The 12,207-nt window shown below is 71.1% G+C and carries 15 protein-coding genes and 1 other RNA gene; 5 read left to right on the top strand and 11 right to left on the bottom strand.

The window, feature by feature from the left end:
• Positions 1-5: 5 nt before the first annotated feature.
• The 4 genes from FHP29_RS16590 to FHP29_RS16575 are packed head-to-tail and all read right to left on the bottom strand — an operon-like array spanning position 6 to position 3,204.
• Positions 6-1,778 (bottom strand): DEAD/DEAH box helicase, encoded by a 1,773-nt coding sequence (locus FHP29_RS16590; protein WP_139623992.1) that lies wholly within the window; start codon positions 1,776-1,778, stop codon positions 6-8.
• Positions 1,775-2,038, bottom strand: a complete 264-nt coding sequence (locus FHP29_RS16585) for a DUF3039 domain-containing protein (protein ID WP_139624310.1) — start codon at positions 2,036-2,038, stop codon at positions 1,775-1,777. The genes FHP29_RS16590 and FHP29_RS16585 overlap by 4 nt, the downstream gene beginning before the upstream one ends.
• Before the next feature lie 30 nt (positions 2,039-2,068).
• On the bottom strand, positions 2,069-2,629 hold the full coding sequence (locus FHP29_RS16580) for a YqgE/AlgH family protein (protein WP_139623991.1): 561 nt from the start codon (positions 2,627-2,629) through the stop codon (positions 2,069-2,071).
• Positions 2,630-2,658: 29 nt separating this feature from the next.
• Entirely contained in the window at positions 2,659-3,204 is a 546-nt protein-coding gene (locus tag FHP29_RS16575; RefSeq protein ID WP_139623990.1) for a hypothetical protein, read from the bottom strand.
• 170 nt (positions 3,205-3,374) lie between these two features.
• On the opposite strand from FHP29_RS16575, the gene FHP29_RS16570 reads away from it, so the two are divergent.
• Positions 3,375-4,073, top strand: a complete 699-nt coding sequence (locus FHP29_RS16570) for a TetR/AcrR family transcriptional regulator (protein WP_139623989.1) — start codon at positions 3,375-3,377, stop codon at positions 4,071-4,073.
• Positions 4,074-4,075: 2 nt separating this feature from the next.
• On the opposite strand, the gene FHP29_RS16565 is transcribed toward FHP29_RS16570, so the two are convergent.
• A complete protein-coding gene (locus FHP29_RS16565) occupies positions 4,076-5,119 on the bottom strand; it encodes a DUF3048 domain-containing protein (RefSeq protein ID WP_158296606.1) in 1,044 nt (347 codons plus the stop codon).
• A gap of 118 nt (positions 5,120-5,237) precedes the next feature.
• Between FHP29_RS16565 and FHP29_RS16560 the strand changes: the two genes are divergently transcribed.
• Positions 5,238-5,738: a SigE family RNA polymerase sigma factor gene (locus FHP29_RS16560; protein ID WP_139623987.1), complete on the top strand. Its 501-nt coding sequence runs from the start codon at positions 5,238-5,240 to the stop codon at positions 5,736-5,738.
• Positions 5,735-6,706, top strand: a complete 972-nt coding sequence (locus FHP29_RS16555) for a hypothetical protein (RefSeq protein ID WP_139623986.1) — start codon at positions 5,735-5,737, stop codon at positions 6,704-6,706. Before FHP29_RS16560 ends, FHP29_RS16555 begins: the two co-directional genes overlap by 4 nt.
• A 64-nt stretch (positions 6,707-6,770) precedes the next feature.
• Here FHP29_RS16555 and FHP29_RS16550 read toward each other — a convergent pair whose 3' ends face one another.
• Genes FHP29_RS16550 through FHP29_RS16540 form a run of 3 tightly spaced genes read right to left on the bottom strand, consistent with a single transcriptional unit; the run spans position 6,771 to position 9,174 of the window.
• The gene (locus FHP29_RS16550; protein WP_139623984.1) at positions 6,771-7,541 is read right to left on the bottom strand and encodes an SDR family NAD(P)-dependent oxidoreductase; all 771 of its coding nucleotides are present in this window, start codon (positions 7,539-7,541) and stop codon (positions 6,771-6,773) included.
• Positions 7,542-7,591: 50 nt separating this feature from the next.
• Positions 7,592-8,005 carry an HIT family protein gene (locus tag FHP29_RS16545; protein ID WP_139623982.1) on the bottom strand — a complete coding sequence of 138 codons (414 nt, stop codon included), beginning with the start codon at positions 8,003-8,005 and terminating at the stop codon, positions 7,592-7,594.
• A gap of 26 nt (positions 8,006-8,031) precedes the next feature.
• The gene (locus FHP29_RS16540; RefSeq protein ID WP_205014196.1) at positions 8,032-9,174 is read right to left on the bottom strand and encodes a glycerophosphodiester phosphodiesterase; all 1,143 of its coding nucleotides are present in this window, start codon (positions 9,172-9,174) and stop codon (positions 8,032-8,034) included.
• A 133-nt stretch (positions 9,175-9,307) separates the two neighbouring features.
• On the opposite strand from FHP29_RS16540, the gene FHP29_RS16535 reads away from it, so the two are divergent.
• Positions 9,308-9,967 carry an NAD(P)H-binding protein gene (locus tag FHP29_RS16535; protein WP_139623981.1) on the top strand — a complete coding sequence of 220 codons (660 nt, stop codon included), beginning with the start codon at positions 9,308-9,310 and terminating at the stop codon, positions 9,965-9,967.
• Between the two features lie 33 nt (positions 9,968-10,000).
• Here FHP29_RS16535 and FHP29_RS22065 read toward each other — a convergent pair whose 3' ends face one another.
• On the bottom strand, positions 10,001-10,162 hold the full coding sequence (locus FHP29_RS22065; protein ID WP_192904034.1) for a GPGG-motif small membrane protein: 162 nt from the start codon (positions 10,160-10,162) through the stop codon (positions 10,001-10,003).
• Between the two features lie 174 nt (positions 10,163-10,336).
• On the opposite strand from FHP29_RS22065, the gene ssrA reads away from it, so the two are divergent.
• Positions 10,337-10,706: a transfer-messenger RNA gene (gene ssrA / locus FHP29_RS16530) on the top strand.
• Positions 10,707-10,770: 64 nt separating this feature from the next.
• Here the strand turns inward: ssrA and FHP29_RS16525 are convergent.
• Both FHP29_RS16525 and FHP29_RS22860 read right to left on the bottom strand, forming a co-directional pair.
• A complete protein-coding gene (locus tag FHP29_RS16525; RefSeq protein WP_139623980.1) occupies positions 10,771-11,616 on the bottom strand; it encodes a S1 family peptidase in 846 nt (281 codons plus the stop codon).
• Positions 11,617-11,692: 76 nt separating this feature from the next.
• Positions 11,693-12,207, bottom strand: a 515-nt coding sequence (locus FHP29_RS22860; RefSeq protein ID WP_240044554.1) for an amidohydrolase family protein, incomplete at its 5' end; no start/stop codon positions are given.

Raw genomic sequence — 12,207 nt, 5'->3', positions numbered from 1 at the left:
CCGGGTCAGGAGGTCTTGCGGACCGCCCACTCCCGGATCCGGTCGATCCGCTTCCGCAGCTGGTCGGCGTTCGCGACCGCCGCGGCCGGTCCCCCGCACTCCTTGCGCAGCGCGGCGTGGGTGATCCCGTGCGCCTGGCCGGTGCGGTGGTGCCAGGAGGCGACGAGGGAGTTCAGCTCGCGACGCAGCAGGCCGAGGTGCTCGTGGGTGGTGACCTCGGCGACAGTGTCGGCAGGACGCTCGTCGCGCCCGGACGGCTCGGGGCCTCGGGTACGACGGCGGTCCGCCTGTCGCTGCTGCAGCAGTGCGCTGACCTGGTCGGGCTCCAGCAGGCCCGGGATGCCGAGGAAGTCCATCTCCTCGTCGGAGCCGACGCGGACCTCGCCCTCGTGGCCGAACTGCGCGCCGTCGTACAGCGCATGGTCGAAGCGGGCCTCCGACCCGAGCGCCTCGAAGGGCATCATCTCCAGCTCGTCGGAGGCGCCGTCGCCCTGGTTGGCCTGGTTCATCAGGTCCTCCTCGGCGGCGAAGATGTCGCCGTCGCTGCTGACCTTACGCTTGAGGACGTGGTCGCGCTGCGCCTCGAGCTCGGCGGCGAAGCCCAGCAGGTTGGGCACCGAGGGGAGGAAGACCGACGCGATCTCGCCGCGCCTGCGCGCGCGCACGAAGCGGCCCACGGCCTGGGCGAAGAAGAGCGGCGTCGAGGTGGTGGTCGCCCAGACGCCGACCGCGAGGCGCGGCACGTCGACACCCTCGGACACCATCCGGACCGCGACCATCCAGCGCGAGTCGTTCTCGCTGAACGACGAGATCTTCTTCGACGACGCCTTCTCGTCGGAGAGGACGACGGTCGCCGACTCGCCGCTGATCTGCTTGAGCAGCTTGGCGTAGGCGCGGGCGCTGTCCTGGTCGGAGGCGATGACCAGACCACCCGCGTCGGGGATGTGGCGGCGCACCTCGGACAGCCGCTTGTCCGCGGCGGCGAGCACCGACGGCATCCACGAGCCGTTCGGGTCGAGCGCGGTGCGCAGCGCCTGCGAGGTCATGTCCTTGGTGAGCGGCTCGCCCAGCGACGCGGCGACCTCGTCGCCGGCACGGGTGCGCCAGCTCATCTGGCCGGAGTAGGCCAGGAACAGGACCGGGCGCACGACGTGGTCGGCCAGGGCCTCGGAGTAGCCGTAGGTGTAGTCGGCGACCGACGTCGGCACTCCGTCCTCGCCGGGCGCGTAGGTGACGAACGGGATCGGGTTGATGTCGGAGCGGAACGGCGTGCCGGTCAGGGCCAGGCGGCGCGCGGCCGGCTCGAACGCCTCGCGCACGCCCTCGCCCCAGCTCATCGAGTCGCCGGCGTGGTGGATCTCGTCGAGGATCACCAGGGTCTTGAACCGCTCGGTCCGGATCCGCATCGCGAGCGGGTTGACGCCGACCCCGGCGTAGGTGACGGCGACGCCGACGTAGTCGCTGGAGATCTTGCCCGAGCCCGCCGAGTAGGTCGGGTCGATCGGGATGCCGGCGCGGGCCGCGGCCTCGGCCCACTGGAGCTTGAGGTGCTCGGTGGGCGCGACGATGACGAGCCGGTCGACCAGACGCCGGCCGAGCAGCTCGGCGGCGACGGTGAGCGCGAAGGTGGTCTTCCCGGCGCCGGGCGTCGCCACGGTCAGGAAGTCACGGGGATTGCGGGCGAGGTAGTCGTCGAGCGCAGCGGACTGCCAGGCACGCAGCGACGGCGCCGTGCCCCAGGCTGCCCGCTCCGGCCACGCCGGACCGAGCGAGGTCATGCGTCGGGACCGGACCCTTCCGGGCCGTCGTCGGACATGCCCTCCCAGATCTCCTTGCAGTCCGGGCAGACCGGGAACTTCTCCGGCGCCCGGCTCGGCACCCAGACCTTCCCGCACAGGGCGACGACCGGCGTGCCCATGACCATGGCCTCGGTGAGCTTGTCCTTCTCCACGTAGTGGGAGAAACGCTCGTGGTCGCCCTCGTCGGTCGGGACGGTACGGCGGTCCTCGCGGACGTCCGTGTCTGTCGAGAATCCGATCGTGGTCACGTCCGTCAGTCTAGTCGCTCGTCAGTTCAGTTCAGGATCCGCCGGGCGCGTGGCCTGCAGGGCGAGGTCGCCCGGCTGGCGGCGCAGCACCCGGCGCCGGAGGTCGCGAGTGTCCCCGGCGAAGACGTCGTCGACGTGGCCGGGGACGACGAACCAGGCACCCTCGGCGATCTCGCCCTGGAGCTGCCCGGCGCCCCAGCCGGCGTACCCGGCGAAGATCCGCAGCCGGTCGACGCTGCCCACGACGAGCTCGCGCGGGGTGTCGAGGTCGAGCAGGCCGACCCGGTCCCACAGCGGTCGGAAGCCGGCGGCGTTCTCCCCGCCCGGCGCCGCCAGGGCGACCGCGAGTGCTCCGTCGGGGGCGACGGGGCCGCCCTGGAAGAGGACCTCGGGCTCCTCGACCACCTCGCCCCACTCCCCCAGCACCTCGGAGACGGGCAGCGCGGTCGGTCGGTTGAGGACGACGCCGAGCGCACCGTCGTCGTTGACGTCGAGGAGCAGGACGACGGTGTCGAGGAAGTTCGGGTCGAGCAGCTCGGCGGACGCCAGCAGCAGGGACCCGGCGCGCAGCTCGCTCGACATGGGCCCATCATCCCTCGCGCGCGGAGGGTTCAGGCGGCGACCACCGCCCGCAGCCGCTCGAGGAGGCTGCCGCGGACCTCGGGCTCGTCGTACGCCGTCTCCGGGGAGATCATCGGCGTGCCGCGGTGCACGAGGCGGGCGCGCTCCTCGATCTCGGCGCCGATCCGGCCGGCGGCGTCGTCGCCGATGCTCGTGCGTCCGGCCATCACGGCCAGCAGGTGGTGCTCCTTGAACGCGGCCGCGTCCATGGCCGACGCCATGGCGTCGTCGAGGGGATGGGCGCTGTAGTGGTCGATGATCATCCGCACGCCGGGCAGCTCGTGGGCGGTGTTGCTCCACGCGATCTCGACGGCCTCCTCGAGGTCCATCGGCTGGTGGGCGAGCATCCGCTCGATCTGGCCGGACAGACGGGTGTGCCACTTCAGGGTGAGGGCGGCCAGCAGGTCGAGCTCGTCGCGGAACGCGACGCTCACCCCGTCGACGTCCATGGGCAGCAGGCCGTCGCGGCGGACGGCAGAGGTCGCGATGACGGAGCGGAGGGTCTCGCCCCTGTTGTGAAAGGCCTTCCAGGTCATGGTCAGCACTCCTTGTTCGATCGGCGGTCGTCCGGAACTCGGGGTATCCGACATACCGCTGGTACGTACTTCGAGTATGGAGCAGACCGTCGGTACGCCCAATGGCACGACACCGTGATCCCGCACACCCGAGGCCGTGACGGCCGTCACGCCCCGCCTAGACTGGTCCGGTGGCGAAGGCATCGGTGTCCAAACTCGTGCCCAAGGTCCCCGTGCCCACCGTGTCCGGCGGATCGCGGCGGGCGTCGTACTCCGCCTCCACGAAGCGGGCACTGGTGGACGTGGCCGAGCGGCTGTTCGCCGAGAAGGGCTACGCCGCGACCTCGCTCGACGCGATCGTGTCCGGGGCGCGCGTCACCAAGGGCGCGCTCTACCACCACTTCTCGGGCAAGCAGGCGCTCTTCGAGTCCGTCTTCGAGCGGGTCGAGCAGGAGGCCGCCAAGCGGATCCAGAAGTCGCTGCGCGGGGAGAAGGACCCCTGGCGCAAGGCGACCGTCGGGCTGCGGGCGTTCCTCGACGTCGTCCAGGAGACGACGTACCGCCGGATCGTGATCCAGGACGGTCCCGCGGTCCTCGGCTACGAGCGCTACCGCGAGCAGGAGGAGCGCTCGACCTTCGCCAACATCGTGGAGATCGTGCGCGCCACCCTCGACGCCGGCTCGTGGGACCTCGACGAGGACATGCTGCAGACCTTCGCGCGGATCTTCTTCGGGGCGATGTCCTCAGCGGGCGAATCCGTCGCGACCGCCGCCGACCCCGAGGCCGCGGCCCGCCGGGTGGAGGGCGCGATCGGGTTCCTGCTGGCCGGGGTGCAGAGCCTCGTGGAGCAGGGCGTCGCCATGCCGAGCACGCTCGGCGACGACGCCTGATCTCAGCGGTAGGAGACCGACCCCGTCGCGGCGGCTCCCTTGCCGGGGACCAGCTCGAGCCAGGTGCGGCCGGCCGGGATCTCGATCTCGTTGCCCGCGGCGTCCTTGAAGCTCAGCTCCGCGCCCTCGTCGGCCTTCTCCCAGGTCACGTCGATCGCCTGGCCGGCGTGGAAGATGACCGCCTTGCCCTTGCCCTCGAAGTGCGAGACCGGCACCGGGTTGCCGGCCGGGTCGGTGTAGGGCGCCAGCGTGGTCCGCACCGTCGCCGCGATGACCGTGTCGGGCTTGAAGACGTCTCCCTCGGGCATGTAGCCGTTCTGCAGGACGTACTTCTGGCCCTCGAGCTTCCAGTGCGAGGTGCGCCCGCCCGAGAGCTGGACGTCGATCGTCGTCGCGGGGGCGCCGGCCGGGAGCGGCGTGTCGCCGAAGGGCAGGTAGTCGTCGGGCCGCTTGGCGTCGCCGCGCGCGCCGGCGCCGATCTTCTTGAGGTTCGCCATCACGCTGTGCAGCGAGTCGTGCGTGCCGTCGTTGATCCGCACGACATTGGGGTTGTTCATGTCGAGGAACTTGATGCCCGCCTTGCGCAGGCCGTTGAGCGTCACCGGCGCGGCACCCGAGGTGACGATCGAGGCACCGAGCGGCTTGGCGATGCCGATGTCAGTGAGTCGCATCGAGCGGACGGGGCCGGCCTTCTCGGGCAGCTTGCTGTAGTAGAACACCGCGAGCCGGGTGATCCCGCCCTCCACCAACTCCTCGACGACCAGGTCGGCCTTGCCCACGCCGATCTGCGGGTCGCTGGCCGAGGAGTTGTCGATCTTGACGATGTACGCCGGGTGCTTGCGCGCCGGGTCCGCGCCGCCGTCGGTCAGCTCGCCGGTGAGCGGCCAGGTGGCCGGCGGCGCCGGGGTCGGGCTGGCCGAGGTGGGCGTGTCGCTCTTGCCACCCGACTTCTTCTCCCCGTCGTCACCGCCCCCGCACCCGGCGAGCGCGAGGCTCAGCACGACGAGCGAGGCGGGCAGGGCGCTGCGAAGAGTTGAAGGACGCACGTGGCAAGTCTGTCCCACACCGTCCCTAGACCGCGGAGCCGGCCCCGCGTGTCGCCGCCTGTGTGACACCCGCCGTCCCCGAGGCGTCGAAGAGACAACAGCCCGATCCAGGAGAGCGATGATCGATCCCGTGCCCGACCCGTTCGAGGAGTTCGCCCGTGCGCGGACGCCGCATCTCTACCGCTCCGCCTGGCTGCTGTGCGGCCACCGCGCGGAGGCCGAGGACCTGGTCCAGGAGACGCTGGCGAAGGTGTACCTGCGGATGCACCGCCGGCTCGGTCCGCGTCTGGACAACCCGGCGGCCTACGCACAGACCGTGCTGACCCGCACCTTCATCAGCGGGCGCCGTCGACTCAGCAGCACGGAGACGCCGTACGCCGACCTGCCGGGTCTCGAGGCGGAGGGCACCGCCGACCACGCCGAGACGACGGACCTGCGGCTCGCGCTCACCGACGCACTGGCCGAGCTGGCGCCCGTGGACCGGGCGGTCGTGGTGCTGCGGCACCTGGAGGACCTGTCGGTCGACGAGGTGGCCGGCGTCCTCGGGCTCACCAGCGGGGCTGTCCGCAATCGGAGCATGCGCGCACTCGCGCGGATGCGGAAGGAGGTTCTGCGATGAACGAGACCGAGCTGACCACCGTCCTCGAGCGCGCTGCCGAGCGGCTCGACCCCGATGTGGCGGGCCTGGTGGCAGGCGGAATGCGCCGCGGTCGCCGCCGTCGACGTCGTGCCGTGGCGCTCAGCGCCCTCGGCACCGCCGCTGTCCTCGTCCTCGGGGGCGTCGCGTGGCAGGCCGGGCTCGGCGGCGACGACCGGACCGCGCAGGATCCGGCGGTGGCGATCTCGCCCCGCACGCCGAACGACCAGCGCAGCCTGGCCGCCGACGACGTGCTGGTGCAGCGGCTGCTCGACCATCTGCCCGACGGCGAAGTCACCGACGTCACGACGACGCCTGTCTCCGACGAGCCCGACTCGCCGTTCCAGCGCGGCCTGGAGATCGGGCTGGACCTCGACGGCGCGGCCGTCGAGGTCCGGATCTATGACATGAGCATCGACCCTGCGCGGTGGGCCCCCGCCCCCGGCCCGAGGCCCGACGGCTGCGATGCGTCGCTGGTCGATGCGGACAAGAAGACGTGGAACCAGGCGATCAGGACCGCCCGGCCGCCGGACCGAACGGTCGACCGCACGGACGTACCCCTGACCCGCGAGGTCGAGCTGACTCCCGAGCAGGAGTGCATCTCGTGGGTCAGCATGGCGCGCGAGCGCAAGTGTGCCGAGACCCCCGCCTGCCTTGCCAAGCGCACGGCGTACTCGGCGGAGAAGGCGTGCGGCACACCCGACTGCCGCGAGCTCGCCGACGGATCCTGGCTGTGGCCGCGCTCCGGCGACGGCGGGGACGGCTCCGACACCAGCGGGTTCATGGGCAACTGGGCCGGTCTGTTCGCTCCGGACGGCTGGATGGTCGACGTCTCGGCGTTCAACACCTCCGACCCCGAGCCGCGTGCGCCGGACGTGATCGCCGACGAGCCCCCGCTCACCCTGGACCAGGTCACCGCGCTGGCCACCGCCGACCTCTGGTTCGAATGACAGTCGGGTGGGTGCGAGTGACCCAGAGGTCACTCGCACCCACCCGACTCGGCGACCGCGACGATCAGACGCCGAGCGAGATGCCGCCGTCGACGAACAGCGTCTGGCCGGTGATGTACGACGCCTCGTCGCTCGAGAGGAAGGTCACGGCGGCCGCGATGTCCTCGGGGCCGCCGACGCGCTTGACCGGGTTGGCCTCCGCGTTGAGGCGCCGGAACTCGTCGACGTCCATCTTGAGTCGGGCGGCGGTGGCGTCGGTCATCTCGGTGGCGATGAAGCCGGGCGCGACCGCGTTGACGTTGATGCCGAACGGGCCGAGCTCGATGCCGAGGGTGCGGGTGAAGCCCTGGATCCCCATCTTGGCGGCCGAGTAGTTGGCCTGACCGCGGTTGCCGAGCGCGGAGGTGCTGGAGATGTTCACGACCTTGCCGTACTTCTGCTCCACGAAGTGCTTCTGCGCGGCCTTGGTCATGAGGAAGGCGCCCTTGAGGTGGACGCCCATGACGAGGTCCCAGTCCTCCTCGGTCATCTTGAACAGCAGGTTGTCGCGGGTGATGCCGGCGTTGTTGACGAGGATGTGGATGCCGCCCAGCTCCGTGACGACGCGCTCGATGGCGGCGTCCACCGACGCTCCGTCGGCGACGTCGGCTCCGACGCCGATGGCCTTGGCGCCCTCGACCAGCGGCAGCCTGGCCGCTGCCTCCGCGGCGGCGGTCTCGTCCAGGTCGACGATGGCGACCGAGGCGCCCTCCTCGGCGAAGCGGGTGGCGGTGCCGAACCCGATCCCTCGTGCGGCTCCGGTGATGACGGCGACGCGCCCGTCGAAACGGCCCATTCTGCTTACCTCAGCTCTTCCAGCTCGAGTCCGGTCTGATCGGCCGCAGCCTACGACCCCAGCGCCGCACGCAGACGGCCGGCGTAGTCCGCGGACTCCCCGGCGGCGTACTTCGTGCGCGGCCAGAAGAAGCCGCGCAGCCCGTCCCCCTTGGTGCGGGGGACGACGTGCAGGTGCAGGTGGGGCACCGACTGGCTGACGACGTTGTTCATCGCCACGAAGCTGCCCTGCGCGCCGAGTCCCTCGACGACCGCGGTCGCGAGACGCTGCGCCGCGGCGAGGAAGCCGTCGCGCTGCCCGGCCGGGAGGTCGGGCAGCGTGACGACGTGGTCGCGCGGCACCAGCAGCACGTGGCCCTTGAAGACCGGTCGCCGGTCGAGGAATCCCAGCAGATCCGGCTCGTCGAGGACGATGTCGGCCTCGGCCTCGCCCGCGACGATGGTGCAGAAGACACAGTCCGCCATGCCGCGAATCTAGACGAGGGACGACGTCAGGCCGCGCCCTCGCCCGCCAGCCAGCCGTCCCGGGTCTCGACCGCGATGTCGGGGTTGTCGGAGAACAGCGCGTCGACGCCCGCGTCGAGGAAGGCCTCGATCTCGCCGGCGAGGTCGCCCTTCGCGTTCGGGTCGGTGCCGATGCGGTGGTTGGTGGGCAGGAACTGGTTCTCCACCCGCATCGTCCAGGTCACCACCCGCAGCCCGGCCGCGTGCGCGTCGGCGACGAGCGGGCTGGGCGCACCGATGGCGCCGCTGCTGTCACGGGGGACGATCAGGTTCTTGGCGGGCGCGACCCAGTCGGCGTAGGTCGCGATGTCGGCGAGGCCCGCCGGCTTCACCAGGTCGGCGTAGGTGGTGGTCGAGCCGGACGCGACGAGGTCGTACGGCGCGCCGCTGCCGTCGACGAGCTGCGCCAGCGGCACCTGCGTCATCGTGTCGAGCTGGCGCAGGTTGCCGGTCTCGAACGACTGGACGACGACCTTCGCGTTCGGCCGGTCCAGGCCGCTGCGGCGCAGCGTGGTGACCAGCGGCTCCTCGAGGGAGAGCCCGATCGAGTCGAAGTACGTCGGATGCTTGGTCTCGGGCGCGATGCCGATCCTGCGCCCGGCGCGGCCCGACTCACGCTTCACGAGCCGGATGACCTCGTCGAGCGTGGGGATCTCGAACTGGCCGTCGTAGCGGGTGTTGTCGGGCCGGACCTTCGGCAGCCGCTCCTTGGCGCGCAGCGTCTTGAGCTCGGCCAGCGTGAGGTCCTCGGTGAACCAGCCGGTGACGGACACGCCGTCGATCGTCTTGGTGGTGCGCCGGTCGGCGAACTCCGGGTGGTCGGCGACGTCGGTCGTTCCGCTGATCTCGTTCTCGTGGCGGGCGACGAGCACGCCGTCCTTGGTGGAGACGAGGTCGGGCTCGACGTAGTCGGCACCCTGCTGGATCGCGAGGCGGTAGGCGGCCAGGGTGTGTTCGGGACGGTAGCCCGATGCGCCGCGGTGGGCGATCACGAGCGGCTCGCCGGCCGGGTGCCGGTCGTGGTCGCGCTCGGCGACGGCGTCGGCCGGGGCTGCGACGACGCCCAGGGCGAGAACGGTGGAGGCGGCAGCGGTCATGAGGGTCCTCCCGAGGAGGCGGGTCCGGGTCATGGCCGCAGCCGACCACCCGCAGGTGGCCCGGCGGGGAGGCGCGGGTGAACGTCAGTCGGCGAGCAGGAGGATGCCACCGGCCAGGAGCGCGACCGCGACGCCCGGCGCTCTCGATGCACGTAGGTTGGGGGCCATGCGCATCGCCGTCGTCGGAGGTCACGGACAGATCGCCCGCCTGCTGCACCCGTTGCTGGTCGCAGCCGGCCATCGGCCGGTGGCACTGGTGCGTCGCGCGGAGCAGCGGGTAGCACTCGAGGCAGCGGGCGCCGAGGTGCGCCTGCTCGACATCGAGAACGACGACGTCGCCGACTTCGCCAGGGCGTTCGACGGTTGCGACGCGGTCGTGTTCAGCGCCGGCGGCGGGCCGGACGGCAACGCCGCACGCAAGCGGACCGTCGACCTGGAGGGCTCGCTGAAGTCCGCAGCCGCGGCCTCCAGTGCGGGCATCCGCCGGTTCGTGCAGGTGTCGGCGATCGACGTCGACCGACCGGTCGCGCCGGATGCCGACCCGGTGTGGGCGGCCTACGTCGCCGCGAAGCGCGATGCCGACGCGGCGTTGCGCGCGACAGCACTGGACTGGACGATCCTTCGTCCCGGCCGGCTGACCGACGCTCCGGCCACCGGTCTGATCGCTCTCGGGTCGGACGTGGCGCGGGGCGACGTGACCCGGGCCGATGTCGCGGCGGTGCTGGCCGCCGTGGTGGACCGCCCCGAGAGCGTGCACCGCCAATGGAACCTCGTCGGGGGCGACGTACCTGTCGCCGACGCGATCGCGCGGGCCGCGGCGTCCTAGCCGCCGGCCCGCGCGTCGCGTCGATCAGGTCGATCAGACGGTGTGCCCGCGTCCGTTGAAGATCGAGACGCCTCCGGGGCCGACCAGGAGTCCGAGAACGATCAGCACGATGCCGAGCACGACGCTGCCCTGCAGCAGGGTGACGATGCCGGCGATCACCAGGACAGCCGCGACGATCCACAAGAGCATGCCCATGACTGGGTTCCTTTCCCTCGCCCACCGGTTGTGGGAGTGTCCCAGCGGTACCCGGACGCCCGGCAGACACACGGCTGGCGGCCGATCCTGGGTCTCGGGACTAAACCGGTGGGGCGCTGTCGTTGTGGACCAGTAGACTCATCAGGGAGACCTGAGGGTCGACACAACTCAAGAGGGGCTGATCGGTTTCGACTTGGGACGTTTGTTCCAGGGGAAGCGGGTCGAGAAGCCAGCGTCATCTCGTAAACGATCGCTGGAAACCAATAACTGCCAACGCTAAGCGCAGTTCCTTCGCTCTCGCTGCCTGAGCAGTGATCGAAGCGTCTGACCGGGCATCCGTCTCCGTCCCGGACCCAGGCGTCATCTAGGAGACTTGCTGCGTCGCTCTCGCCGGGAGGGTGACGCGGGACTCAAACCCGGCTGGGTCTGTCGGCGACGTGTCTGTGCGAGCGCCGGGACCGAGAACACGCCAGCGCAGACTGCACCCGGAGAAGACCTGGCTCGGCGCTCGAGGACCGGGGTTCGATTCCCCGCAGCTCCACTCATGAGAGGACCGGCGTGGCCCGCGCATCGCGCGGACCACGCCGGTCTCGTCGCCTCAGGGCTCCTCAGTCCTCCAGGAAGCCCGCCAGCCAGTCCGCGACGACCGGGACGTCGATGCGCTGGTAGCCGTCGAGGTAGCGGCAGTTCTGCGTGTAGCCGTACGACGTCACGCCGACCACCTTGCCGTCGAGCCACAGCGAGCCGCCGGAGTCGCCGAAGCAGGTGCCTCCGGTGCCGAACGGGTCGTTCTCGTTGCCGTTGGTCTGGATGACCTGCGGGGTGATCTTCTGCCCCGGCATCTCGACGTAGCGGCGGAGGATCGGGTAGCTCATCGGCGTCGGCTTCTGCGAGCCCGACTCGGCCTGACGCACCTCGGTGCCGTAGCCGACGGCGGTGAAGAGCGTCCGGCGCGGCTGCTTGATGGCGTCGGCCGCGTGCAGGTCGGCGAGCGGGGCGGGTGCGATGTCGGTGACCGGCTGGTCGAGGACGATGACGCCGACGTCGTTCCAGTTGTCCAGGTCGGTGAAGTCGCTGTACTCCGGGTGGGTCGAGGCGGTGCCCCAGAGGAATCCGGCCTCGGTGAGCTCCTCGCCGGTGTAGCCGACCGACGGGTCCGCGGCGTCGGGCAGCGGGGACGGCGGCGCCTCGGCGACCACGCTGTCGAAGGTGACGAGGGTCTTGCCGAGGGTGCCCGAGGTGCAGTGGGCGGCGGTGACGAGGACGGTCGGGCTGATCAGGGTCGCCGAGCAGCGGAACCGGCCCTCTGCGTCGTAGAACGCGATCAGGGCGACGTTGGGGTGGGTGTCGCCGTCGACGGTTCCGCCGGTGCTGGCGGAAGCCGGCGAAGCCGGTACGACGAGACCCAGGCCGGCCAGGGTGGCGACGGCGAGGGTCAGGAGACGAGCACGCATGGTTCTCCTTCGGAGGTGGTGGTGGGACGACGCACAGTCCAACACCTCCGGACCTGCGGGGGGAAGATCCCTCACCTCAAGAATCTGCGGCCGGATGCCCGATCAGCCGGACGGCGTTGTGCCAGCACACGTCGCGCAGCCAGTCGTCACCCAGCTCCAGCCGGGCCAGGCTCTCGAGCTGGTGGTGGTAGGCGTACGGGATCGCGGGGAAGTCGGAGCCGAGCAGCACCTTGGGCTGCAGGTCCAGCAGTCGCGGCAACAGCGCGGGCGGATACGCGGCGTCGTGCTCGAAGAAGTCGGTGAAGACCATCGTGGTGTCGAGGTGGACGTTCTCGTAGCGCTCGGCGAGCACCAGGAAGTCCTCGTACTCCGGCGCTCCCATGTGCGCCACGAGCAGCCGCAGGCGCGGGTGCCGACGCAGCAGGCGCGCCACCGAGTCCGGGCCGGTGAACTCGTTGCCGACCGGGCCCGAGCCGGCATGCACGGTCACCGGCGTCCCGGCGTCCTCGAGGATGCCCCACACCGGGTCGAGGACGGGGTCGTCGGCGACGAACTCGCCCACCTGGAGGTGGATCTTGAAGATCCGGACGC

Origin of the sequence: Nocardioides albidus (assembly GCF_006335005.1) — a bacterium.
In the GTDB taxonomy this organism is placed as follows: Bacteria; Actinomycetota; Actinomycetes; order Propionibacteriales; family Nocardioidaceae; genus Nocardioides; species Nocardioides albidus.
Note: the sequence above shows the minus strand (reverse complement) of the source record. Positions and strands in the feature narration are given on the sequence as shown.

What these genes read in the sequence shown, in the direction of transcription:
- FHP29_RS16590 (WP_139623992.1), bottom strand. Translation starts at nt 1,778, where the DNA reads ATGACCTCGCTCGGTCCGGCGTGGCCGGAGCGGGCAGCCTGGGGCACG.
- FHP29_RS16580 (WP_139623991.1), bottom strand. Translation starts at nt 2,629, where the DNA reads ATGTCGAGCGAGCTGCGCGCCGGGTCCCTGCTGCTGGCGTCCGCCGAG.
- FHP29_RS16575 (WP_139623990.1), bottom strand. Translation starts at nt 3,204, where the DNA reads ATGACCTGGAAGGCCTTTCACAACAGGGGCGAGACCCTCCGCTCCGTC.
- FHP29_RS16560 (WP_139623987.1), top strand. Translation starts at nt 5,238, where the DNA reads ATGATCGATCCCGTGCCCGACCCGTTCGAGGAGTTCGCCCGTGCGCGG.
- FHP29_RS16555 (WP_139623986.1), top strand. Translation starts at nt 5,735, where the DNA reads ATGAACGAGACCGAGCTGACCACCGTCCTCGAGCGCGCTGCCGAGCGG.
- FHP29_RS16550 (WP_139623984.1), bottom strand. Translation starts at nt 7,541, where the DNA reads ATGGGCCGTTTCGACGGGCGCGTCGCCGTCATCACCGGAGCCGCACGA.
- FHP29_RS16545 (WP_139623982.1), bottom strand. Translation starts at nt 8,005, where the DNA reads ATGGCGGACTGTGTCTTCTGCACCATCGTCGCGGGCGAGGCCGAGGCC.
- FHP29_RS16540 (WP_205014196.1), bottom strand. Translation starts at nt 9,174, where the DNA reads ATGACCCGGACCCGCCTCCTCGGGAGGACCCTCATGACCGCTGCCGCC.
- FHP29_RS16535 (WP_139623981.1), top strand. Translation starts at nt 9,308, where the DNA reads ATGCGCATCGCCGTCGTCGGAGGTCACGGACAGATCGCCCGCCTGCTG.
- FHP29_RS22065 (WP_192904034.1), bottom strand. Translation starts at nt 10,162, where the DNA reads ATGGGCATGCTCTTGTGGATCGTCGCGGCTGTCCTGGTGATCGCCGGC.
- FHP29_RS16525 (WP_139623980.1), bottom strand. Translation starts at nt 11,616, where the DNA reads ATGCGTGCTCGTCTCCTGACCCTCGCCGTCGCCACCCTGGCCGGCCTG.